This is a genomic window from Selenomonas sp. CM52, assembly GCF_000292955.1.
GTDB lineage: Bacteria > Bacillota > Negativicutes > Selenomonadales > Selenomonadaceae > Selenomonas.
Map to the genome: position 1 here is coordinate 65,285 of NZ_ALNM01000030.1, position 24,177 is coordinate 89,461.

Sequence of the window (24,177 nt, forward strand, 5' to 3'; positions counted from 1 at the left end):
CAGCAGGAAAGAATGAAACGGAAGGCGAATAGGCAAAGAAGGGATAGGGCGGTGATGGTGGAGGTGCAAGTATGGGCGTAAAGGACATGGGTCAGAGACTTTGTCGGTCCGTGCAGGGCGGCTATCAGCGCTTTCGCACGGCGATGATTCTTGATGTTGTACTGTTTGTTTGCGTGGGCGTGCTTACGTACTGCCATGTGTATGAGATGCAAGATTGGTATACGGAGGAGATTGGCTGCGCGGCGGCAGCGGCGGTGATCGGCTGCATCTTCGCTGTCGCCCTGCGGTTATTCTTGGAGAGGCGCGGACAGGAGCGGCATGGCTTCGAGGCACTGCTGACGGTTGTCGTATTTGTGTTTTTCTTCATTCTTGTGCAGGGACATGATTGGACGAATTCCTATATTTTGCTCAAGACGGCAGGGCCGGCGCTTGTTTTTGCGTCTGTCGGTCTTTATTGTCTTGAGCCGCAGAACGAAGGCGAGAATCCGCCACTTGCCGTGTTTTTTGCAATCTCTAAGGCATGGCTTGTCGGCACACTTTTGCTCATATCTCTGGGTATCTGCTTGACAGCATTCGATTCGCTGATTTTTTCTTTGGAATTTCGACTGCAAGCGATGCTGCATTTCCTCATGGTGGAATTTTCCTATCTTTTCATCGCGGTGCAGATCTTTCTCGCTAGCCTGCCTGATCGGGGGAAGACGACGGAGACTCCCGTGCTCTTTCGTGCGCTTCTCGTGCGCGTGCTTTGGCCGGTCTATCTGCTCTTGCTCGCTATTCTCTATCTCTATGTGGCAAAGATCATCTATGCATGGGAGATGCCCGTCGGCATGATGAATTGGTTTGCCTCGTTGGCTCTTCTAGCCTTCAGCGTGTTTTTCTTCTGCTTTGCGAATGATGCGCGCTATTCGCTGCTGCAGCGTTTCCTGCGCTGGGGTCTTTTGCTCTTTCTGCCGATCTTGGCGGTGCAGACTGTCGCTGTTTGGCAGCGAGTCGAGCCGTACGGCCTGACGGTGCTGCGCTATACGTCGATCCTCTGCACGATTTTTGGTATCTTTTTGCTCGTGCTTGCTTTCCTGCGCAGCTCGCCGCGTCCTGCGTTTCTCGTCTTGGCACTCATGATTGCCGCATGCACGCTGACGCCGCTCAATATCGTCGATGTGCCGCTTCGCACGCAGGAAGCGCGTCTTTGGGGCGTGCTTGAGGAAAACAGCATGCTGCAGGATGGCGAGGTCGTGGAGAATCCTGCACTCTCTGAGGGGGCGCGTGACAGACTCTTGAGCGCTTCGGAGTATCTGATCGATCAGAAGAAGATGTCGTTTCTCGAAACGCCGGGCATGCGTGAGACGCTTGCGAAATTGCGTGGGATGCAGAAAAGGGAAAAAACTACCGAATGGTTCGAATTCCAAGCGGAAAATCCTGTCTACATTCCTGTAGAGGGTTGGAAGAAAGCTTATCGGATTGACAATCCTGCTGTGGAGGATGGCGTGATTTTCGTGGACAAGGGGGACGGAACAAAGGAACGATTCGATGTTTCTGTGTATTTCAAGGAGCTTTTGGCATACGCGCACAAGGAGGATGCGAGAGGAACGGGAAAATTCACGCGGGAGCTTAGAATAGATATAGATGAAAACACTTGTCTTTGGCTGTATGATGTCGGCTTGTCCGTCCGCAGCCATAAGGGCAGAGAGAATATAACGGCACAAATCAAGGGCGTGCTTTTGAAGCGCTAAATGGTTAACGATGTTTGTGTTTTGTTGTATAATTGTAATGAAAGGAGTTGATTATATGGCAGCAAATGCTACGTTTACTGTTCGTATGAATTCGGAACTTAAAAAGCAGGCGGAACTTGTCTGTGAGGAAATGGGCTTGACCATGTCATCTGCCATGACGATTTTTCTCAAGCGTTTGGTCAAAGACCGTGCCATACCTTTTCGCGTATCGGCAGGCGACCATTTTTACCATGAAACCCCAAGAAGTCAAGCCGAAGGCGCAGACTGATTGGCTAGGTTTCTGTAAGGGCGGCGCACAATGTCCACGAAGTGGACGTTTGTGCGTGTAGTTTACAGTGAGGAGAATAAGGAACACTATGATGATTGACGGAGAAGTTTGAAGGGAAGAAGGAAGTTTTTTGCTGGGGATTCATCGAAGAGAAATCAATATGCTTGAAGGTTCGCTGTGGGACAAGATTATCGTCTTTGCCCTGCCCATCGCTTTGACGGGCATTTTGGAGCAGATGTTCAATGCGGCGGACGTCGCGGTGCTCGGGCGCTTCGTTGGGACGGAGGCGATGGCGGCAGTCGGCAACAACGTGCCCATTGTCGGACTCATTGTGACGCTCTTCCTCGGACTTTCGCTCGGCGCCAATGTCGTTATCGCGCAGTACATCGGCGCACGTCGCCTCAAGGAGGCGAGCCGTGCCGTCCATACGGCTCTTGCTCTTTCGATCCTTGCAGGTATAGGCGTGGCCTTGCTGGGCGAGCTTTTCGCTGCGCCATTGCTTTCCTTGCTTGACGTGCCCGATGCCGTCATGCCGCTGGCGGAGCTTTACCTGCGCGTATTTCTTATGGGGATGCCCTTTATGAGCGTCTATAATTTTGCCTCGGCGATTCTCCGAAGTCATGGAGATACGGGCACGCCGCTCATTGCGCTCCTGGCGGCGAGCGCTCTCAATGTCGTCCTTGACTTGGGCTTCGTGCTCGTCCTGGGGTTGAGTGCTGACGGCGTGGCGTGGGGCACGGTGCTCTCGTATCTCGTGGCAGCTTCCCTGCTCATCCGCGCCCTGCGCCGTGAAGAGGGTGTCCTGCGGCTCGACTTCCGGCTCCTGCGCGTGCGCCGTCACCATGCGAAGCGCATCTTCGTCATCGGTATGCCTGCTGCCGTGCAGGGCATGGTCTTTTGCTTTGCGAATCTCGTCATTCAGGCGGCTTTGAACAGTCTCGGCGCGGAGGTCATGGCGGCGTCTGCGGCGGCATTCACGATCGAGATCAACATGTACTGCGTGATTGCGGCCTTTCAGCAGGCGTGCACGACGTTTGTCGGCCAGAACTACGGTGCGGGAAATCTGCCGCGCTGCCGCGAGGTCACGCGCTGGAGTCTTCGCCTGAATATCGTCGCCATGCTCGTTCTCGGCGCAATCATCCTTCTCTTCATGCGCCCGCTGCTGCGCATCTTTAACGGCGATCCTGCCGTCGTCGAGATCGGCGTCATACGCATCATCTACGTCGTCGTGCCCGAGATCTTTTCCGTATTCATCGACATCTTCTCCGGCTCGATGCGCGGCTACGGCTACTCGTTGATGCCGGCTCTTGTCACGCTCGTTTGCATCTGCGGTGTGCGTCTCTCGTGGGTCTGGCTCGTATTCCCACATCATCCAACATTTGAGACGCTCATGATCATCTATCCGATCAGTTGGATGGTGACGTCGCTGTTTCTCTATCTTTTGTACCGTTTCTACTTGAAGCATCTGAAGGTGATGCGCCTGACGTAGAGAAAGAAAACATGATCCCCTGCACAAAAAAACTCGGTCGAAGGCGAAATTCGACCGAGTTTTTTCGCGTTTTTCGTTTTGTCGGAAACAACGTCAGACGTGGAAGCGACCGACGGTCTCCTTCAGCTCGTGGGCGAGCTGCGACAGTGTCTGGCTCGCTGCAGCGATTTCCTGCGTTGATGCGGCCTGCTCCTCAGAGACAGCAGAGACATTCTCGGCCTCCTTGCGCACATCGTTCGAGGCGTTCTTGATTTCCTGTACGGAGGAGACGGTCTGTGCGCTGCCCTGGCGCACGCGCTGCGCCAACGTCTCGATGCTCGTGACGCGCTCGGACAGTTCTTGTACGAGTTCGGCGATGCGGTCAAACTTCTTGCCCGCTTCATTGACTTGCGTTACGCCCTCGCCGACGCGCTCCTTTTGCTGCTGCATGATGGAGAAGGTGCGCTCGATCTGAGAGGAGTTTTCCGTGATGAGCGTCGTGATTTGCTGCGCTGCCGTTTCCGACTGCTCGGCGAGCTTTCGCACCTCTTCAGCGACGACGGCGAAACCCTTGCCCGACTCGCCGGCGCGTGCAGCTTCGATGGCAGCGTTTAGGGCGAGGAGGTTCGTCTGGCTGGCAATTTGGGTGATCATCTCGACGATCTCGGATATGCGCTTCGAGCCTTCATAGAGAGAGTTGACAGCATCGGCAACCTCTTTCGTGCTGCCGTTGATGGTCTCCATGCCCTCGACGGCGACATGAAGGCCGCTCTGGCCTTCCGTCGTAGCCTTGTGCGTCTCGGCGGCGGAGGCGGCGACATCGTGAATGACATTGACGACCTTGCCCATTTCATCGGACATTGTGTTAACAGAGTCGATGGAGCGGTCGACGATGTCATTTTGCTGCTGTGCGCTCTGGGCGATGTGGGTTACAGCTTCCGCCGCGCTCTGCGAAGCGTTGGCGGATTGGCCAGCCGATGAGGTCAATTCTTCGGAGGATACGGCGAGCTGATCGGCAGCTTTGAGGGAGCGCTGCACGAGGTCGTGCAGGTTCTTGGACATCTTGGCGAAGCTCTGATGCAGTCGTCCGATCTCATCCTGACGATCGGTGTCGCTGAACTTGTGCGACAGATTGCCTTCTGCCACCTGTTCGGCGATCTTGCCGAGTTCCGTGATTGGTGTTGCAATCGAGCGCGTGATGTAGAGGATGATGGCGATGAGCATGGCGATCGAAAGGAGGATGACGACGGCGACGATCGCGCCCATCTTCATGATCGGAGCGAGGATTTCCGACTTCGGCACTTCGAGCACGAGCACCCAGCCCGTATCGCCGACCGGAGCGGAAGCGAAGAGCATCGTCGTGCCGTCCTCGCTCCATGAGGCGATGGTCGGTTTGCCTTTGAAGAAGGCTTTGATCGCGTCAGCGTGTTCCTTCTGATCGAGAATCGTGTCGTCGATTGTCTTCGACTTGTGCGAGATGAAGTTGCCGTCCTCGTTGAGGAGGAAGGCGCCGCCCGTTTCTCCGACCTTGATGGCGGAGACGAAATCTTTCACGGCCTCGAGCGATAGGTCGAAGCCCGCGACGCCTGCGACCTGACCGTTTTGGCGAAACGCCGAGCTGAAGCTCACGACGGGCTTGTGATCGGTCTTGGTCAGGTAGATCTTCGAGATCATGACGTCCTGAGAGCCTGCTGCATCCTTGTACCAGGCGCGTCCCGTCGCATCGAAGGTGGGATCCGATGTCTTGTCCGCGCCGTCAATGAAGGGCTGGTTTGGAAAGCCGATGAAGAAATCCCCGATGCCGTTTTTGTTGGCAAAATAGTTCGCCGTCGTCTGCATGTCCTCGTATGAGGGAAGCTTCGCATCCCAAGCGCGCGTCACGGCGGCGAGCATTTCTTTCTTGCCGATTAGCTTGCCGTTGATGTCGCTCGCGTGATGGGTTGCCATTTCTGTCATTTCCTGTTCCATGGAATCCATGAGGATCTCATAGACGATGCCGGCCATGACGATGAAGACCAAGAGGACAGGCGTGCCAATCAGGGCGATCATCCTTGTTTTCAAATTCATGATAGTGACTCCTTTCTTTTCCTTTGCTGCGTCTTGGATATCGGCAAAAGGATTATCTTTCGTTCGACTTTCCAAGTGTTCATGGCAGACTCGTCATGATGAATACGATAGAATATAAGGAAATTGACTCGTATTCTCTTGTATCCTTATTACGAGATTAGATTCTGTTTTCCTGCCGACGATATATAAAATACGAGGAATCTCCCATAGAAAGAATTTGTTGGGTTTTTTGGCAAAAAGAAGGAGGAAAAATTACCATCAAGTCGATAAGTCAAGTCGAAGGTATGACGGATGGCTTGGGTTTCTATATGACCAGCCACAATATTCTTAAAGCGGACATTTGTGTGCGCAGCTTTCTTGGAAGATTACACTTGGCTTTTTTGCTGTTTTGCGTTATCATTAGGGTTGGAAAAAGGATATGAAATGCTGAAAGAAAGCTGGCAGGAAAGTACGCCTTCATCCTGTTTCGGGATGGAGGCTTTTTTATAGGAGGGAAAATCTTGCTGTACAAGAAGGTAGACACGACATTGAATTTTGTTGAGCGCGAGAAGGAGGTCGAAGACTTCTGGAAATCGCACGACATCGCCCAGAAGGCGATTGACCAGCGCGCAGGCAAGGAGAACTTCACGTTCTACGATGGGCCGCCGACGGCGAACGGCAAGCCGCACATTGGTCATGTGCTGACGCGCGTCATCAAGGACATGCTGCCGCGCTACCAGTCGATGAAAGGAAAACGCGTCCTTAGAAAAGCGGGCTGGGACACGCATGGCCTGCCTGTGGAGCTTGAGGTGGAGAAGGCGCTCGGACTCGACGGCAAGGATCAGATCGAGAAGTACGGCATGGAGCCTTTCATCAAGAAATGCCGCGAATCCGTCTGGAAGTACAAGGGCATGTGGGAGGAGTTCTCCGATGTCGTCGGCTTCTGGGCCGATATGGAGCATCCGTACATCACCTATGAGAACGATTTCATCGAGTCGGAGTGGTGGGCGCTCAAGGAGATTTGGAAGCGAGGCCTGCTCTACAAGGGCTACAAGGTCGTGCCGTACTGCCCGCGCTGCGGCACGCCGCTTTCCTCGCACGAGGTCGCGCAGGGCTATAAGGACGTCAAGGAGCGCTCCGCCATGGTCAAGTTCAAGGCGAAGGGGGAGGACGCGTACTTCCTCGCTTGGACGACGACGCCGTGGACGCTGCCGTCGAACCTCGGCCTCTGCGTCAATCCTGATGTGACCTATGTGAAGCTGCGCGTCGGCGATACTGTCTACTATCTCGCGGAAGCGCTCGTCGATGCGGTCTTCGAGGGCGTCGAGGGCGAGCGCGAGGTTCTCGCGCGCATGAAGGGCAAGGAGCTTGAGCATCGCGACTATGAGCCGCTCTATCCGTATGCGCAAGGAAAGATCAAGAAGAAGGCGTTCTTCGTCATATGCGACGACTATGTCACGACGTCCGACGGCACGGGCATCGTCCATACGGCGCCGGCGTTCGGCGAGGACGACAACCGCGTGTGCCGCAAGTACGACATGCCCTTCGTGCAGTTCGTTGACGCAAAGGGCGAGATGACGGCGGACACGGACTGGCCGGGCGTCTTCGTCAAGGACGCCGATCCGCTGATCTTGCAGGACTTGAAAGAAAAGGGGCTTCTCTTCAAGGCGCCCGTTTTCGAGCACAGCTATCCGCATTGCTGGCGCTGCGACACGCCGCTCGTCTACTACGCGCGCGAGTCGTGGTTCATCAAGATGACGGCGGTGCGCGACGAACTCATTGCGAACAACGACACGGTCAACTGGATCCCTGAGAGCATCGGCAAGGGACGCTTCGGTGACTGGCTTGAGCATGTGCAGGACTGGGGCATCAGCCGCAACCGCTACTGGGGTACGCCGCTCAACATCTGGGAGTGCAACTGCGGACACCAGCATTCGATCGGCTCGATCGAAGAGCTGAAGTCCTTGTCGGACAACTGCCCGGAGGAGCTTGAGCTGCATCGCCCCTACGTCGACGCCGTGACGATCCGCTGCTCCGAGTGCGGCGAGGAGATGCACCGCGTGCCCGAGGTCATCGACTGCTGGTTCGATTCCGGCTCGATGCCCTTTGCACAGTGGCACTACCCGTTCGAGAACAAGGAGATATTCGAGCGCCGCTTCCCGGCGGACTTCATCTCCGAGGCCGTCGATCAGACGCGCGGCTGGTTCTATTCGCTCATCGCCATCTCGACGCTGCTCTTTCACAAGGCGCCGTACAAGAACGTCATCGTCCTCGGCCATGTGCAGGACGAGAACGGCCGCAAGATGTCGAAGTCGAAGGGCAACGCCGTCGATCCGATGGATGCGCTGAGGAAGCACGGTGCGGATGCGATCCGCTGGTACTTCTATGAGAACAGCGCACCGTGGCTGCCGAACCGCTACCACGACGGTGCCGTGCAGGAAGGGCAGCGAAAGTTCATGGGCACGCTGTGGAATACCTATGCCTTCTATGTGCTCTATGCCAATATCGACAATTTCAATCCGCTCGATCATGCACTCGACTACGAGAAGCTCGCCGTCATGGACAAATGGATTCTGTCGCGCCTCAACACGATGGTCAAGGCGGTCGACGAAAATCTCGCCGCCTACAAGGTCACGGAAGCGGCGAAGGCCCTGCAGAGCTTCGTCGATGAACTGAGCAACTGGTATGTGCGCCGCAGCCGCGAGCGCTTCTGGGCGAAGGGCGAGGGCGAGGATAAGGTCAATGCCTACATGACGCTCTATACGGCGCTCGTGACGACGGCGAAGGCCGCCGCGCCGATGATCCCTTTCATGACGGAGGCCATTTATCAGAACATCGTCTGCAGCATCGACAAGGAGGCGCCCGAGAGCATCCATCTTTGCGATTTCCCTGCCGTGCATGAAGAGTATATCGACGCATCGCTGGAAGACAACATGGAGATCGTCCTTGAGATCGTCGTCTTGGGGCGTGCAGCGCGAAACGCTGCAAACATCAAGAACCGCCAGCCCATCGGCAGGATGTTCGTCAAGGCGGCGCACGCGCTCGACGATTTCTTCCGCGAGATCGTCGAGAACGAGCTGAACGTCAAGGAAGTCGTCTTCAAGGACGACATGGAAGAGTTCCTAAGCTACAGCTTCAAACCGCAGTTCAAGGTCTTGGGGCCGAAGGTCGGCAAGAGGATCGGCGAGGTCAAGGCGGCTCTCGCAAAAGTCAATGGGCACGAGGCGAAGGACGAGCTTGACCGCACGGGCAAGCTGAAGCTCGCGCTCCCCTCGGGTGAAGTCACGCTGGAGGCAGAAGATGTCGAGGTGTCGATGGCGCAGACGGAAGGCTTCGTCACGGAACGCTACGGCGCGGTCACGATCGCCCTGGAGACGACCTTGAGCCCTGCGCTCATCGAGGAGGGCTTCGTGCGCGAGATCGTCAGCAAGGTACAGACGATGCGCAAGGAGAACGGCTTCGAAGTCACCGACCACATCAAGATCACGGCGGGAGGCAACGAGAAGATCGCAGCGCTCATGGCGAAGAACGAGGAGTACATCAAGCGAATCACGCTCGCCGACGCAATCTCCTATGAAAAGGAGCCGGAGGGCAAGGCGTGGAACATCAACGGCGAGAAACTGACGCTCAAGGTCGAGTGAAGCGAGGGGAGGCAGCTGGATGGAATTGCAGCGCATCGGCGCGGTGCACAGTCCCTACAAGAGCTTGCAGCAGATACCGCGCCAGGGATTTTTCAGCGAGGAGGAGTCTGTCATCGAGATTGACGAGGCGTATGCGCCCGCCTTGGAGCATGTCGAAGAGAGCGAATGGCTCACGGTACTCTACTGGGCGCACCTCGCCGAGCGCGACCGCCTAGTGACGACGCCGCCGAGCGGCACGCGTTCCTGCGGCGTATTCGCATGCCGCTCGCCGCATCGCCCGAATCCCCTGTCGCTTTGCGCCGTGAAACTTCTGCGGCGCGAGGGAAGGAGGCTCTTCGTGTGCCATCTCGACGCCTTGGACGGCAGCGCTGTCGTCGACATCAAGCCGTATGTCGATGCGGTTGGTCTGGCAAGTGGCAAAAGCGGCGGCATGTGACTTGGACGCGCGGAATAGTTGGTTGGAAGCGTTGGCGAAAGGAGGATGTTTCTTGAAAGAAGAGACGTGCAGGGCGGCGGGCATCGACTATGCCAAAGGTTTGGAGCGTTTCATGGGAAACGAGGCGCTTTATCTTGAATTTCTGTCGAAGTTCCTCTATGACGGCTCTTTTCAGGAATTCTGGGCAGGTATCGAAATGGGCGACATCTCCATGGCGGAGAAGGCCATCGATACGTTGAAGGGAACGGCAGCGAATCTCAGTCTCGTCAAACTCTCGGCGCTGGCGGATGCGATCGGAAAAGAGCTTCGCTCGGGCAGGGATGTGGAGGAAATCCGGCCTTTGATTTACGAGGTGCGTGAAATCCACGAAAAGGTGTGCGACGCGATTCGGCAGAATGGGTAAAAAGTCGGTTCTTACAAAAAGGAAAGAATTTCCCAGTACGATAAAGGATTTCCGACTTTTGTAGAGAATTAAGCATAGAGAAAGTATTCGGATGAATTCCGAATCGATTCATGTACGGAAGAAGCGCGACTATGGGAATCACGGATAAATTCAGCTGTCCATCTTCATACATCTGTGCTGTCCTCTCGTCGTCGACAAATCCTCAACGTAGCTGTTGCTACGCCTGCGGTTTGTCTCCTAGACAGAACGAGCACATCTGTGTAAATCTGGACGACTTCATTTTATCAGCGCTTCCCATGATATATGCCGTTTCCCAAAGGAGGAGTTTGCTTTGAAAGCCGTATCCATCGAGGATCTGCATCCTGGAATGACCTTGGCGCGCACCATCGTCAACGACAACATGATCGTCGTGCTCTCGGAGAACACCGTTCTGACGAAGGCGCATATCACGCGTTTGGGATTCTTGAATATACCGGCCGTCTATGTCAAAGATGATTTCGAACTGACGACGACGCCTGTTGTCGGTGAGCCGCTGACGCGCAGCCATGCTTTCGTCGCTGAATACAAGGAAGTTGTCTCCGAAGCGCAGGACATTTTCAAATCTGTCGCCAAGGACAACGAGGTGCCCGTCGAGCGCACGACGGCGATGGTGCAGCGAGATCTCGCGCCCATGTCGAAGCAGAGCGGCGCCATCGACTATTTGTATGAACTCAACCATCTCGCGAGCGACGTCTACAATCATTCGCTGCGCGTCTCCATCCTCGCAGGCGTCATCGCCAAGTGGATGCGCATTCCGCAGAAGAAGACGCATGACATCATCATGGCGGGCTTCATGCACGACATCGGCAAGACGAAGTTTACGGAGCGCCTTTTGGAAAAGAACATTCAGACGCTCAAGGGCGAAGACCTCGAAGCGTACCGCAATCATGCGCGCGACGGCTTCAATATCCTCAGTGCCAACAAGGACGTTTCCGAGGGCGTGCGTCTCGCTGCGCTGCAGCATCACGAGCGCATGGACGGATCGGGCTTCCCGTCGGGACTTACGGGTAAGGACATCCATGAGTATGCGCGCATCATTGCCGTCGCGGACATCTACGACAACATCACGACGGAGCGCGAAGGCTATGTGAAGCAGACGCCGTTTAGTGCCATCGCGCAGATTTCCGAGGACATGTTCAGTAAGCTCGATCCCGCTGTCTGCATGCCGTTTCTCAACAACATCAAGCATGTGTTCCTCGGCTCGACCGTCACCTTGAGCAACGGTCTCCAAGGCATCCTCGTCGGCTATCCCGAGGACTTTGCGGCGCATCCGCTCATTCGCATCACGCAGGATCAGGTCGTCGATTTGAACGAGCATAAGAATATCAAGATCATCGAGTACAATCCGAAATAAGAAAAATAAAGAGAATATGAATCCACTGGGGGAGCATTTGCTGAGAGACTCGCGCATGACGGAGTCGACCCTTGGAACCTGTTGGGGTAATACCTGCGTAGGGAAGTGGTGGTTTTCCGGGAATTTTGAAGGAGCTGCCGCACTTTGCGGGCAGCTCCTTTTTGCTGTTGCTCTGCTGTGGATTCGCCGAGAGAAAATAGTTTTGTGCAATTTGCAAGGAGGAATATTATGGCAACGCAGATGCAGTATGCAAGAGAGGGCAAGATCACCGATGCCATGCGGCAGGTGGCGGAGGCGGAGCAGCTGACGGCGGAGACGATTCGCGAGCGCGTGGCAAGAGGAGCGGTCGCCATCTGTGCCAACGTCAATCACGCGGGACTGAAGCCGGCGGGCGTTGGTGAGGGACTGCGCACGAAGGTCAATGCGAACATCGGCACATCGAGCACGTTCCCTGACATTGAGCCGGAATTGGAAAAGCTTGATGAAGCTGTGCGTTCGGGAGCGGATGCTGTCATGGATCTCTCGACGGGCAACAATATCGATGAGTCGAGGCGGCGCATCATTGCGCATTCGCCCGTCATGGTCGGCACGGTGCCGCTCTACGAGGCGACGGTCACGGCGATCAAGCGGCACGGCGCCGTGGTTGAGATGACGGCGGATGACATCCTGCAAACGATCGAGCAGCAGGCGAAGGATGGAGCGGACTTCATGACGCTGCATTGCGGTCTGACACTTGAAGCCGTGCGCAATTTGCGCGAAGAGGGGCGTGTCATGGACGTCGTGAGCCGCGGCGGCTCCTTCATCACGGGATGGATGCTCTACAATGAGAAGGAAAATCCTCTCTACACGCATTTCGATGATATCCTCGACATCTGTGAAACGTACGATTCGACGATCAGTCTGGGCGATGGTCTGCGTCCCGGCTGCCTTGCCGATGCGACGGATCGTGCACAGATTACGGAACTCGTCAACCTCGGCGCACTCGTTGACCGCGCGTGGAAGCGCGGCGTCCAGGTCATGGTGGAAGGACCGGGGCACATGCCGTTCGATCAGATCGCAGCGAACATGAAGCTCGAAAAGAGATTGTGCCACAATGCGCCGTTTTATGTTCTCGGCCCCTTGGTGACGGACGTCGCTCCGGGCTATGACCACATCACGGCGGCGATCGGCGGCACGCTCGCCGCCGTGAGCGGCGCTGACTTTCTCTGCTACGTGACTCCCGCCGAGCACCTTTGCCTGCCGACGTTGGAGGACGTACACGACGGCGTGATCGCAAGCCGCATCGCCGCGCACGCAGCCGACATCGTCAAGGGCGTACCAGGGGCAGTGGAGTGGGATCGGAAGATGGCGGAGGCGCGAAAGACGCTCGACTGGGAGGCGCAGCTCGCGCTCGCCATCGATCCGGCGCGCGCGCGGTCGCGCCGCGAGGCGAGAAACGACGCGGATGAAGGTGCCTGCTCCATGTGCGGCGACTACTGCGCGGTGGAGATCATCCAGAAGTATTTTGACAAGCCTGCCGGAGGCTGCTGCGATTGAGAATAAGACAATAGCCTGCCGTGTTTTGCGGCAGGCTATTTTCCTATATAGTCGAATTACGCCATTTCTTCCTCACGCTGCCGGCCAGATTCCTGCTGATCGCGATAGATGTCGGCGATTACGAGCTTTACGATGACGATGAAGGGGACGGCGAGGAACATGCCGGCGGGTCCGAGGATTTCACCGCCGAAGATGACGCCTAGGATGATGGCGACAGGATGGAGATTTAGGGATTTGCCAATGAGAAGAGGGTAGACAAAGTTGTGGTTGATCTGCGTGAGCACGATGTAAAATAGGACGGTCTGCAGCACGAGGGCGCTCGACTCGGTAGCGGTCAAGAAGACGCCGAACGCTGAGGCGGCAGTCGGGCCGAGTACGGGGATGAACTCGCCCGCCCCGGAGAGGAACGCGAAGACAGAGGCGTAGGGAAGGCCGGCGAACTCGAAGTAGAGGAAGACGACTGTGCCCGTGATGGCACACATGACAATCTGGCTGAAGATATAGACGCGCAATGCGCGAAGGATGTCATTAAAGAGGTTCAGTACGCGTCTTCTTGAGGCTTGCGGGAAGAGTCCTGCAAGCCAGATTTTTATGCTCTTGCCGTCCTTAAGAAGATAGAAGGTCACGAAGATGATGATGACGAACGCCATGAACTTGCCGAAGATTTCCAAGAGGAAGGACAGGGAGGATTTCAGCAGATCCGTGCTCAGGCTGCGAAGATTGGCGAGAACGTCGCTGAGTTCGCTGCGCAGGAATTCGGACTCCGATACGAAAGGAATGTTCTGCAGACTCAGGGTGATGGTTGGCAAGTCGGCGACAAAGTTGCGGAAGGTAGGAACGAAGGAGAGCGAGAGCAGGACGATCATTCCTGTGAGAAGTGCGATGAAGGCAATGACGACAAGGCCGGCCGCAAGAGTGCGCGGTACTCTCTTGCGCTGCAGGAAATCGACGGGTGGCTGCAGGAGGAGCTGCAGGAGGAGCGAGAGGAAGATGATGAAGGCGAGATCGGGGAAAAACCAGAAGGCGGAGAGCAGAAGCGTAAAGGTGACGCCTAGGATGATGGATGTGCGGTAGTTTGCGAGATGCATGGGGAAGCCTCCTTTTCCATTTATATATTATAGAGAATGGAGAATTTTCCTGCACGAGGAGATGGGACGGGAAATTTTTTGTCGTCGTTCCCTAGGCCTTTAGGGGGGCTTTGGAGGATAATTCTTGACAGGACATGGGAAACAGCATACAATAGGAAAGTATAGTTTTTAGCCACATACGAAAAACATATCATAGAAGGAAGAGTCGAAGAAGAGTTTTGGCGAATCCTGAACGACCTAGGAGGTGTTAGTTATCATTGAGATAGTTTTGGCGGTCATTCTCTCGTTGGTCGCCGGCGTGGGCGGCGGTTATCTGCTGCGCAAGAGAGCTGCGGAGGCGCAGATCGGCTCTGCCGAAGATGAGGCGAGGCGGATCGTTGCCGAGGCGGAGGCCAAGGGCGAGTCCAAGAAGAAAGAGGCTTTGCTTGAGGCGAAGGAGGATATTCATCGGCTCCGTCAGGAGCTTGATCGCGATACAAAGGAGCGGCGCAGTGAGCTGCAGCGGCAGGAACGCCGCATCGTGCAGAAGGAAGAGAATCTCGACCGCAAGCTCGATTCCTTGGAGAAGAAGGAAGAAGTCCTCTTGAGCAAGGAAGCGAAGATCGACCGCACGCGGGCATCCATCAATGAACTTCGCGACAAGCAGAAGGAAGAGTTGGAGCGCATTTCTAGCCTGACGGCGGAGGAAGCGCGCACGATGCTCCTGACGGAGGCGGAAGAAGAGCTCAAGCACGAGAAGGCTCTGATGATCAAGGATTATGAGCAGCAGGCGAAAGATGAGGCGGACAAGCGTGCGCGTGACATCGTTTCGCTCGCCATCCAGCGCTGTGCTGCCGATCAGGTGGCGGAGACGACGGTTTCCGTCGTCTCACTGCCGAACGATGAGATGAAGGGCCGCATCATCGGGCGCGAGGGGCGCAACATCCGCACGCTTGAGACACTGACGGGCATCGACTTCATCATCGACGATACGCCCGAGGCTGTCATCCTTTCGGGCTTCGATCCGGTGCGCCGCGAAGTGGCTCGCATCGCACTGGAGAAGCTCGTGACGGATGGGCGCATCCATCCGGCGCGCATCGAGGAGATGGTCGAGAAGGCAAAGCGCGAGGTTGACCAGCGCATCAAGGAAGCGGGCGAGCAGGCGACGTTTGAAACGGGCGTACATGGGCTTCATCCCGAGCTTGTTAAACTCCTCGGACGTCTGCGCTATCGCACGAGCTACGGACAGAACGTGCTCAACCACTCGATCGAGGTCGCTCATCTCGCTGGCGTCATGGCATCGGAGATCGGCGCTGACGTGATGCTCGCAAAGCGCAGCGGTCTGCTGCACGATGTGGGCAAGGCGGTTGATCACGAGGTCGAGGGGTCGCATGTGACGATCGGTGCCGATCTTGCGAAGAAGTACCGCGAGCACAAGGACGTGATCAACGCCATCCATGCACATCACGGCGATGTGGAGCCGACGACGGTCGAAGCCGTGCTTGTCGCGGCGGCGGACGCCGTGTCGGCGGCAAGGCCGGGCGCGCGCCGCGAGAGTCTGGAAGCGTATCTGAAGCGCCTGACACGTCTCGAAGAGATCGCCGAGTCGTTCGATGGCGTCGACAGTTGCTTCGCCATCCAGGCGGGGCGCGAAGTGCGTGTGATGGTCAAGCCCGAGAAGGTCGACGATACGGCATCGGTAGCGCTCGCGCACGACATCGTGAAGAAGATCGAGTCGGAGCTTGAATATCCGGGTCAGATCAAGGCGACGATCATTCGCGAAACGCGCGTTGTTGATTACGCCAAATAGTTGTATAATAGGGGTGTTGGGAGGATGCTTCTCAGCACCCTTGGTTTTTAGAAAGAGCGGCGCAAGGCGTACCGCGAGTATTCTGGCTGTGATTAGGGAAACGAGGTGTTTGCTTTGGGCAGATTCATGACAAGTGCGAAGAAGCCGAACAAGGATGGGATCAATCTGTTGGTGTCCATTCTCGTCTGTTATCCGGAGATCGGCATGGTGAGCTATGAACCGGAAAAGGAGGCTCTGTACTTCTCCTTCACCCTGACGAAGGTTCCTCCTCGGCAGGAATTCGAGGAGACGGCGGCGTTTCTTGAGGAAAGTATTCTCACATACCACGACCTTGAAGGGTTGATTCCGGGGGAGATTGATTTTTCTCTCGAAGGACAGGGGAATACGGCGTTCTTTCGTGTCCTGCGCGATGTCCGCACGCTTTCCCGTGGCGAGATCGCCCTTCTGGCAGACCTCATGTACGAACGCTTCGGCGACGCACTCGTTTCCGATGAGACGCGCGACGGCTACGAGGAGGACAATTTCCTGCGTGAGGAGGCGATCGACCACATCATCGGCAGCCTCAAGGGCAGCCGCATGTCTGATCGCATGATCGGCATCCGTGAGGAAGGCCGCGTCATGGTGTTCAATAAGTAAGCCGTCCGGCAAAAAGAAAATATGACGCAAGCGGCAGGAGTGCCGCTTGTCGTTTGTTGAAGGCGCGTGAGTACGAGAACGTGTCCACAAGATTCGTGCCCGTGGGGAAGACCTCGGGCGCACGAGAGGTGGTTATGTTTTGAGAGTCATGCTGGTTGGAGATGTTTGCGGCAGAGCGGGCAGGGAGGCGTTCAGTCGCTTCACACCGGGAATCCGCAAGGAAAAGGCGGTGGACATCGTCATCGTCAACGGGGAAAATTCTGCGGGGGGCAAGGGGTTTACGCGCAAGTCGCTCGATGCGCTCTACCATGGGGGCGCCGACGTCGTGACGTCGGGCAATCATGTCTGGGACAAGAAGGACGTTTTGGAGTTCATCGACGACGAGCCTTTTCTCATCCGACCCGCCAATTACCCAGACGGAGCGCCGGGGAAAGGCTATTGCATCTATCCTCATCGCGCGAAGAACATCGCCGTCATCAATATGTCCGGCCGCGTCTTCATGCCCGATATGGATTGTCCGTTTCAAAAGATCGAGAGAATCCTGCGCGAGATTCGTGACGAGGCGGACGTCATCTTTCTCGATTTCCATGCGGAGGCGACTTCGGAGAAGGCTGCGATGGGCTGGTATCTCGACGGACGCGTCAATGCCGTCGTCGGCACACATACGCATGTGCAGACGGCGGACGAGCGCCTTCTGCCGGGCGGTACCGCCTATATCACGGATCTCGGCATGACGGGGCCGTGGGACTCGGTGCTCGGCGTGCGCGTCGACCGCGTGCTGGAGAAGTTTACGACGTGCCGCCCCGTGCGCTTTGAGGTGGCGGAAGGCCCTGTCGTCTACAGTGCCGTGATCGTCGAGGTGGACGATGCGACGAATCGGACGCTCTCCATCGAGCGCATCATGAAGAAGGGCTAGAAGAGCGCGGATAAAATGAAAATGGACGGCTGAATTTATCCGTGCTTCCTTGGCAGCAGGATTTTTCTTTTTTGTATAGAATACATGGAGAGATAAGGTGTACGGTTCTTCTGATAATGAATGAAAAATCTGAATCGGCAGAAAGACGCTGCAGGGATTTTTGGGAGGGAAGGCGATCATGGAAGTCTTGAAGGTTTCAGCGAGGTCGAATCCGAACGCTGTCGCGGGGGCTTTGGCCGGAGTCATTCGGGAATCAGGCGCGGCCGAGATGCAGGCGGTCGGCGCAGGCGCCCTGAATCAGGCCGTCAAGGCAATCGCCATTGCGCGCGGCTTTGTCGCGCCGCACGGCATCGATCTTGTCTGCGTTCCTGCTTTCGCCGATATCGAGATCGACGGCGAGGAGCGCACGGCGATCAAACTCATCGTAGAGCCGCGTTGAGGGCTTTGCATGGGTTCAGCAAGGGAGTGAGGTTCCAGTGTCCAGCGATCTGCATACGCATACGTCATATTCCGACGGAAAGATGACGCCCGAGGAGCTTGTGGCGGCGGCGAAGGAAGCGGGGCTTCGCTACATCGCAATCACGGATCATGATACCGTGGACGGCGTCACGCATCTTTATGAGGAAGGGCTTTTGCCTGCGAAGGGCATCGGCATCATACCGGGCATTGAGTTCAGCGCCCATCATGAAAAGCGGGAAATCCATATCCTCGGCTACAATGTCGACATCTATCGCCGCGATCTCCTCGACCGCCTGAACGATGTGGGAGAGGCGCGTTGGAGTCGCTTCGCTGAGATGGTGGAGAAGCTGCAGGAGCTTGGCTACGGCATTACGGAAACGGATGTGCTGAAGGTAGCAGGCACGAGCAAATCCATCAGCCGCTCGCACATCGGACGGGCTCTCGTGCTCAAAGGCTGTTTTTCCAGCGTGCGCGAGGCGTTCGATGCTGTGCTTTCCAAAGGCCGTCCCGCTTATGTTTCACACTATCGCCTAGAGCCGGAAGAAATCGTCGCGCTGATCAAGAATGCGGGCGGTACGCCCGTCCTCGCTCATCCGAAGCTTGTCGGTGACGACGCGCTCGTCGAGCATGTGCTCGACCTCGGCATCGAGGGCATTGAGGCGTTTTATCCGCAGCACGATACGGTCGATACGCAGCGCTATCTCGGTATGGCGGAGCGCCGCCATCTGCTCGTGACGGGCGGCTCGGACTTCCACGGCTTTGCTTCGCGCTATCCGCAGGAACTTGGCATCTTCACGGTGGAGGATTCATTCGCGGAGAAGCTGTATAAGCCGAGAATGAATCTTTAGAGAGACCGACTGTCCTTTTTGCAAGGATTTCGCAGGAAAATTCCCTCGCTTTAGTTTCTTAAAGAAGCAGGAGAGAAAGATATGGACGTCATAGCATTCGTAGGTCCGAGCGGCACAGGCAAGAGTCACCGCGCCTTGCTCGTGGCGCATCAGCATCAGGCGGACGCCATCATTGATGACGGCATCCTGATCAAGGACGGCAAGATCGTCGCCGGTTCTTCCGCCAAGATGGAGAAGAGCAAAATCATGGCGGTGCGCCGCGCCATTTTCGTTCTGCCCGGACATGCGGAAGAAGTGCGTTCTGCTATCGCTGAGTGCAGGCCGCATCGCATCCTCATCCTTGGGACTTCCGAGAACATGGTCTATAAGATCGTGCGCATACTGAAACTGCCGACGATCGAACAGATCATCCACATCGAAGACATCGCGACGCAGCGTGAGATGCAAAAAGCGCGGGACAGCCGACTGAAGCAGGGCAAGCACATCATACCCGTTCCGACGATCGAGCTGAAGCCTCATGCTTCGGGCTTCCTCATCGATCCCATCCAGTCCTTTTTCCGCCGCAACCGCACGCGTCGCCGCAAACTCGGCGAGAAGTCCATCGTGCGCCCGGTGTTCAGCTATTATGGCAAGCTCATCATCGACGATCTGGCAATTCGCGAGATGGTCGTGCGCATCGTGCATGAGAAGGAATACATCTCGAAGGTCGGTTCTGTGCGCGTGCGCCACGTCTGGAAAGGCGACGAGGATCGCGGCCTTGAGATTTCCTGTTCCGTCGTGCTGACCTACGGCAGCCATATTCCGACACTCATCAAGGAGACGCAGCAGCGCGTGAGAACGAAGGTCGAATACATGACGGGACTTTTCGTGCGCGAGGTCGACATCATGGTGCAGGCGCTTTATATCGAAGCGTAAGCTGTACGCACAACATTCAACATTCGTTTTGTGGACGCTGTGCGCCGCCTGCTCATCGAGAAGAAAAGGCGCTCCCCTTACTCTTCGAGGGGGAGCGCCTTTTTCCATGCTTTTGCGAGATCGTCGAAGCGCCAGCGCGCGTTGGCGGCGCTCGTCGAGGGCAGTGCATGAAAGGTGAGATCGTCGCGTTTTAGAAGTGGCTTGTTGGCACGGCGGAAAGTATCGGCCGATTTGCCGCCGTTCAGGCAGAAGGTGGAGAGGCGCGGATAATGCGCGAGGAGTGCGGTGAAGTCGTTGGGCTTTGCCGCGCGAATCGCTGAGTCCAAGCTGCCTTCGCGCTCGCACGAGGCGATGGAGTCCCAAAGCGCGATATGGTGGCGGAGCAGCATCTGGAGCCGCGCCGCATAGTCCTGCGGCGGCTCACCGCCCTCCAACAGATACGCCATGAGCCGCCAGAAGCGATTCTGCGGGTAGGCGTAGTATTGCTGCGCCCTGAGCGACGCCGCGCCCGGCATCGAGCCGAGAATGATATGCGTGCAGTTTGCGTCGATGCTCGGAGGAAAGCCGACGCAGGTGAAGGGAGAAGCGGGCATGAGCAGGACTCCTTTGCAGTGGAATTTGACGAATCTGCTTTTACGTCGTATAATAAGCGTGGAAAGGGTGCTACTGGTAACGGTCAGCCCCGCTAGAGAAATTTGGGTTAAGAAAGCCCGCCTCTTCCGGCAAAGACTAGGCGGGTTTTCTTATGCTTTCAGAACGATGAGGATGAAAAGCGTTACCAAGAGCAACGCAATCAAATCATTAATCGTCATAAGCAACGCCCTGCTGAGCCGTCCAAGAAGCAAGCTCAAAGGGCGCGGCTGATTGGCAAACGGCTCGTATGCGAAAACGTCCCAAGAATGCAAGCGCAAAGCGCGCCGCATGATTGGCTGACGTTGACCGCCAAGGAGGGCTAAGAATCGACCGCCACCGTTGTAGTAGCACCGTCTATATTATAGCACACTTCCAATCTTCATGGGAAGATTCCCGAAAAGGAAGCGCCTTCATGGTGCTGCGAGCGGAGCGAGCGCAGCGATGCTTCTGCAGTCGTTGGGCTGAGCATAGCTTTCATAGGAGACGAAGGGAAGGGGCTGCCTTTTGGCAGCCCCTTGTCGTTCTTCTTAAAGTGCATTGACAAGCCGAGAGTTTTGCGGTAGCATAGGGTCTGGATTAAGTCTAGTTATAATTTCATAAGTTACAGCGGAGAAAATCACGCTGTGGAGCAGGTACCCGCAAGGGTCTAAGAGAAAATCCGGTTATGCCGGAGCGGTCCCGCCACTGTGAGGGGAGCGAAGCTGCAAGGATGTCACTGGGGTACTTCCCTGGGAAGGCGCAGCCGAGCGATGAACCGAGCCAGGAGAACTGCCTGCTTGACGATCACCGTTTGACCTGCGAGCGATGGGAAGGGGATTCTTCTTTGCATCCGTGCGCCTTTGCGCTGCTGCATAAGGGAGCCTTTCTCTTCGAGGGGGAAAGGCTCTTTTTTATGGATGCTTTTCTCGCAGAAAGTTGGACTTCACTGCTATCTAAGCTTTGTCGCAGGAGGCGGTAAAGGGAGGAAAAAGTTTGAAGAAAAGTTTCTTTGCCATAGTCCTAGTCGTCGTCTGCCTGCTGCTGACGGCGTGCCGTATCGCGCCGGAGGCGGCGCAGGGCGGCGCAGGAAGCTATACGGTCACGGACAGCCAAGGTACGGTCGTCACCGTGCCTGCGAAACCACATCGCATTGTCACGCTTTCGATGAGCACGGACGAGGTCATGCTTGGTCTTGTGCCGCCCGAAGATATGGCAGCGGTAAACAGCCTCCTTGACGATCCTGTAAGCTCGAATGTTGTGGATCTTGCGAAGAAGGTGGAAAAGCGCGTCGGCAATCCGACGGTCGAAGAGCTCGTCGCGCTTTCGCCTGATCTCGTCATCGTGCCTGACTGGGGTGACCTCGCCATTGTACCGTCGCTTCGTGAAGCGGGACTTACCGTCGTCGTCTGCAAGGGCGCGAGGAATCTCGCTGAGATTAAGGAGACGATCGCGCTTCTCGCGCAGGCGGCAGGCGTGCCCGAACGCGGGGAAAAGCTCCTCGCGATGATGGACGAGCATCTTAAAGGCATAGAGAAGAAGGTCAGCGCCATCCCCGAGAGCGAGCGCAAGACAGTCGTCTTGATCTCCCTGATGTCGGGTTATGGCGGCATCGGCTCCAGCTTTGACGACGCCTGCCGCTATGCGGGCGTGAAGAACGGCAGGTCGGCGCTCGGCATCCGCGACGGCCAGGCCATGACGAAGGAGCAGCTCGTCGAGATCAATCCAGACATCCTCTTCGTGCCGACGTACAACGACCATGGGAAATTCGACGTCGACAAGTTCCGCAAGGAATACTTCGACGATCCGTCCCTGCAGACGGTCAAGGCCATCCGCGAGCATCGCCTCGAAGAACCGACGGAAGCCTATATCTACAACTGCTCGCAGGACTTCGTACTTGGCGTGCAGGAAATCGCCTATCGCGCATACGGAGACGCTTTCGCCCAAGGACGCGAAGAGCATCTCTCGGCGGTGGAATAAGGATTCATTAAAATCATCAAGGAGGAGAAATGAGCATGAAGAGCAAGAAAATCTACGGCAAGGATGGTTTGACAAGGAAGGTGTTGGCGGCTTTTTTTGCGTCGAGTCTCTGTTGCGCACCGGTGTTCGCGGCAGAAAACGATGCGGCTGACGAAGCGACAGAGAATGCAGTGAACGACCTCGGCGCGACCGTCGTGACGGCGGAGCGCATCCCGACAGAGCGCATGGACACTCCAGCCAACGTCACAGTCATCACGGCGAAGGAAATCGCTGCGAATCACTATGCAACGGTTGGCGAGGCTGTTGAGCATGTAAACGGAGTGACTGTCACGCGCATGGGCGGGCAGCAGCAGGAGATCGTTCGTCTCAATGGAGATGAACGCGTGATCGTCCTTGTCGACGGGGAGCGAGTCAACAATGATCAAGGCGCATCTTCTGGTCGTTCCAGTGCAGATCTTAATATGATTCCTTCGATGAAGAACATCCAGCGCATCGAGATTGTCAAGGGTGGCGGCTCGGCTCTCTACGGCAGCGATGCTGTGGGCGGCGTCATCAACATTATCACGAAGAAGGGCGTGAAGAATGAAACGACCGTCGACCTCAGCACGGGTTCGTGGAAGACGCACAGCCTTGAGCTGACAAACCAGGGCACGGATGGCAACTACAGCTGGTTCGTGACGGGTGCCATGACGAACGGAGGCAACTTCGATTACAACTACAAGGGTACAGGCTATAAGATGGATAGCAGCGATTATCGCAATCGCAGTTTCTCCCTGCGCCTCGATGACAAGATCGACGATCGCAGCTCAGCGCATATCTATTACGGGCATCGCTCCGTCAATGCCGCGCAGTATGATTGTCGAGGTGCCTCGGTTGTGCCGCCGTTTTCCGGCAACAAGATGACGGAGGTGTTCAACAACGTCAGTGCTTCCTATCGATTCAAGGAAGGCACGGCGGCGCCGGGATTCCTGCGTGTATTCAATAATTACAAGACGGTGACGTATGGGACGGAGTTCAACACGCTTCTATGGGGGGTTGACTATCAGAATGGTTGGAAGCTCGACGAGAATAACACGTTGATTGCCGGTGCGGAGTGGCATCGTAGCAATTCTTCGAATGAAGGGAGCGGTTACTATAAGGATAAGAAGATTACGAACAAGGCGCTCTACGTGCAGGACACGATGAAACTTGGCAAGCTGTCGTTCGTGCCTGGCGTGCGCATCGACCATCACAGCATGTTCGGTACGCATTGGACTCCGAAGGCAGCGCTGAATTATCGACCCGATGAAGCGACGCAGTTCTACGCTTCGTGGGGCAGGGTGTTCAAGGCGCCGACAGCGGATGATCTCTATTGGAACGATCCATGGATGAAAGGCAATCCGAACCTCGATCCGGAAACGGGTTGGACGGCAACGCTCGGTGTGAATCATAAGTTCAATGACAAGACGAGCATGGGCGTCAGCTATTTTGAAAGTCGCCTTGATGATGCCATTCGTTGGGCAAACAGTCCTTCTGGATGGACTCCTTCGAACATCAACAAGGAAAAGAAGCGCGGCATAGAACTGTCTTTCCGTCAGCGGCTTGATGACGCATGGAGTTATGATTTAGGCTATTCCTATATTCGCACGGAATTGGATAATGGTGCGGGTGTTGGCTATGTCTGGGAGAACGGCAACAGTCAGCCGAACGGCTATCGCATCGGTCTGCACTACGTGAAGGGACCTTGGAAGGCGAACGTCCTCGGACGCATCGGCTCGGGGCTTGATGAGGCCGTCTATCTTGATCACAGTTATGCCATTTGGGATTTCAATGTCAGCTATGATATTAAGGAGAACTTGACAGCGTACTTCCGCATCAACAATCTTACGGATGAGGAATACTATACGCGCAAGTTGTCTTCTGGCTGGTTAGGAAATTCCTATTATCCCGGCACAGGTCGTTTTTACCAAATCGGCCTTACCTGCTCGTTTTGATGCTTGCATGATGAATGGCGCCTTCTGCCCGCATTTTGGCAGG

At 56.0% G+C, this 24,177-nt stretch carries 19 protein-coding genes and 2 riboswitches; of the genes, 16 read left to right on the top strand and 3 right to left on the bottom strand.

Going from position 1 to position 24,177, the window contains the following annotated elements:
* The first annotated feature begins 71 nt into the window (after positions 1–71).
* The 3 genes from HMPREF1153_RS07880 (at position 72) to HMPREF1153_RS07890 (ending at position 3,487) form a co-directional block, all read left to right on the top strand.
* The gene (locus tag HMPREF1153_RS07880) at positions 72–1,730 is read left to right on the top strand and encodes a DUF4153 domain-containing protein (RefSeq protein WP_009646461.1); all 1,659 of its coding nucleotides are present in this window, start codon (positions 72–74) and stop codon (positions 1,728–1,730) included.
* 55 nt (positions 1,731–1,785) lie between these two features.
* Positions 1,786–1,998 (top strand): type II toxin-antitoxin system RelB/DinJ family antitoxin, encoded by a 213-nt coding sequence (locus HMPREF1153_RS07885; RefSeq protein ID WP_009646361.1) that lies wholly within the window; start codon positions 1,786–1,788, stop codon positions 1,996–1,998.
* Positions 1,999–2,158: 160 nt separating this feature from the next.
* Positions 2,159–3,487, top strand: coding sequence for an MATE family efflux transporter (locus tag HMPREF1153_RS07890; protein WP_037370281.1), 1,329 nt, complete (start codon positions 2,159–2,161; stop codon positions 3,485–3,487).
* A 93-nt stretch (positions 3,488–3,580) separates the two neighbouring features.
* On the opposite strand, the gene HMPREF1153_RS07895 is transcribed toward HMPREF1153_RS07890, so the two are convergent.
* Complete coding sequence (locus HMPREF1153_RS07895) at positions 3,581–5,533, bottom strand: methyl-accepting chemotaxis protein (RefSeq protein WP_009646443.1); 1,953 nt, start codon at positions 5,531–5,533, stop codon at positions 3,581–3,583.
* Between the two features lie 503 nt (positions 5,534–6,036).
* Between HMPREF1153_RS07895 and ileS the strand changes: the two genes are divergently transcribed.
* The 5 genes from ileS (at position 6,037) to thiC (ending at position 12,921) form a co-directional block, all read left to right on the top strand.
* Positions 6,037–9,153 (top strand): isoleucine--tRNA ligase, encoded by a 3,117-nt coding sequence (ileS, locus tag HMPREF1153_RS07900; protein ID WP_037370347.1) that lies wholly within the window; start codon positions 6,037–6,039, stop codon positions 9,151–9,153.
* Positions 9,154–9,172: 19 nt separating this feature from the next.
* A complete protein-coding gene (tsaA, locus tag HMPREF1153_RS07905) occupies positions 9,173–9,589 on the top strand; it encodes a tRNA (N6-threonylcarbamoyladenosine(37)-N6)-methyltransferase TrmO (RefSeq protein WP_009646389.1) in 417 nt (138 codons plus the stop codon).
* 52 nt (positions 9,590–9,641) lie between these two features.
* Positions 9,642–9,992, top strand: a complete 351-nt coding sequence (locus HMPREF1153_RS07910; RefSeq protein ID WP_009646441.1) for a histidine kinase — start codon at positions 9,642–9,644, stop codon at positions 9,990–9,992.
* A 331-nt stretch (positions 9,993–10,323) separates the two neighbouring features.
* Complete coding sequence (locus HMPREF1153_RS07915; protein WP_009646510.1) at positions 10,324–11,385, top strand: HD-GYP domain-containing protein; 1,062 nt, start codon at positions 10,324–10,326, stop codon at positions 11,383–11,385.
* 17 nt (positions 11,386–11,402) lie between these two features.
* Positions 11,403–11,506, top strand: a riboswitch (TPP riboswitch).
* Positions 11,507–11,613: 107 nt separating this feature from the next.
* The gene (thiC, locus tag HMPREF1153_RS07920) at positions 11,614–12,921 is read left to right on the top strand and encodes a phosphomethylpyrimidine synthase ThiC (RefSeq protein ID WP_009646418.1); all 1,308 of its coding nucleotides are present in this window, start codon (positions 11,614–11,616) and stop codon (positions 12,919–12,921) included.
* 56 nt (positions 12,922–12,977) lie between these two features.
* Here thiC and HMPREF1153_RS07925 read toward each other — a convergent pair whose 3' ends face one another.
* On the bottom strand, positions 12,978–14,009 hold the full coding sequence (locus HMPREF1153_RS07925) for an AI-2E family transporter (RefSeq protein ID WP_009646525.1): 1,032 nt from the start codon (positions 14,007–14,009) through the stop codon (positions 12,978–12,980).
* A 244-nt stretch (positions 14,010–14,253) separates the two neighbouring features.
* On the opposite strand from HMPREF1153_RS07925, the gene rny reads away from it, so the two are divergent.
* From rny to HMPREF1153_RS07955, 6 genes are all read left to right on the top strand, one after another.
* Positions 14,254–15,798 (top strand): ribonuclease Y, encoded by a 1,545-nt coding sequence (rny, locus tag HMPREF1153_RS07930; RefSeq protein ID WP_037370285.1) that lies wholly within the window; start codon positions 14,254–14,256, stop codon positions 15,796–15,798.
* 126 nt (positions 15,799–15,924) lie between these two features.
* The gene (locus tag HMPREF1153_RS07935; RefSeq protein ID WP_006191972.1) at positions 15,925–16,434 is read left to right on the top strand and encodes a hypothetical protein; all 510 of its coding nucleotides are present in this window, start codon (positions 15,925–15,927) and stop codon (positions 16,432–16,434) included.
* 139 nt (positions 16,435–16,573) lie between these two features.
* Positions 16,574–17,350, top strand: a complete 777-nt coding sequence (locus HMPREF1153_RS07940) for a TIGR00282 family metallophosphoesterase (protein ID WP_198003332.1) — start codon at positions 16,574–16,576, stop codon at positions 17,348–17,350.
* 178 nt (positions 17,351–17,528) lie between these two features.
* The gene (locus HMPREF1153_RS07945) at positions 17,529–17,789 is read left to right on the top strand and encodes a stage V sporulation protein S (protein ID WP_009646475.1); all 261 of its coding nucleotides are present in this window, start codon (positions 17,529–17,531) and stop codon (positions 17,787–17,789) included.
* A 37-nt stretch (positions 17,790–17,826) separates the two neighbouring features.
* Positions 17,827–18,657, top strand: a complete 831-nt coding sequence (locus tag HMPREF1153_RS07950) for a PHP domain-containing protein (protein WP_009646380.1) — start codon at positions 17,827–17,829, stop codon at positions 18,655–18,657.
* An 81-nt stretch (positions 18,658–18,738) separates the two neighbouring features.
* Complete coding sequence (locus tag HMPREF1153_RS07955; RefSeq protein WP_009646453.1) at positions 18,739–19,572, top strand: Asp23/Gls24 family envelope stress response protein; 834 nt, start codon at positions 18,739–18,741, stop codon at positions 19,570–19,572.
* A 77-nt stretch (positions 19,573–19,649) separates the two neighbouring features.
* Here the strand turns inward: HMPREF1153_RS07955 and HMPREF1153_RS07960 are convergent, their stop codons facing one another.
* Positions 19,650–20,165, bottom strand: coding sequence for a DNA-deoxyinosine glycosylase (locus HMPREF1153_RS07960; protein ID WP_009646375.1), 516 nt, complete (start codon positions 20,163–20,165; stop codon positions 19,650–19,652).
* A 653-nt stretch (positions 20,166–20,818) separates the two neighbouring features.
* Positions 20,819–20,996, top strand: a riboswitch (cobalamin riboswitch).
* A gap of 181 nt (positions 20,997–21,177) precedes the next feature.
* On the opposite strand from HMPREF1153_RS07960, the gene HMPREF1153_RS07975 reads away from it, so the two are divergent.
* A complete protein-coding gene (locus HMPREF1153_RS07975; protein ID WP_009646358.1) occupies positions 21,178–22,161 on the top strand; it encodes an ABC transporter substrate-binding protein in 984 nt (327 codons plus the stop codon).
* Positions 22,162–22,196: 35 nt separating this feature from the next.
* The gene (locus tag HMPREF1153_RS07980) at positions 22,197–24,134 is read left to right on the top strand and encodes a TonB-dependent receptor plug domain-containing protein (RefSeq protein ID WP_071530769.1); all 1,938 of its coding nucleotides are present in this window, start codon (positions 22,197–22,199) and stop codon (positions 24,132–24,134) included.
* Positions 24,135–24,177: the final 43 nt, after the last annotated feature.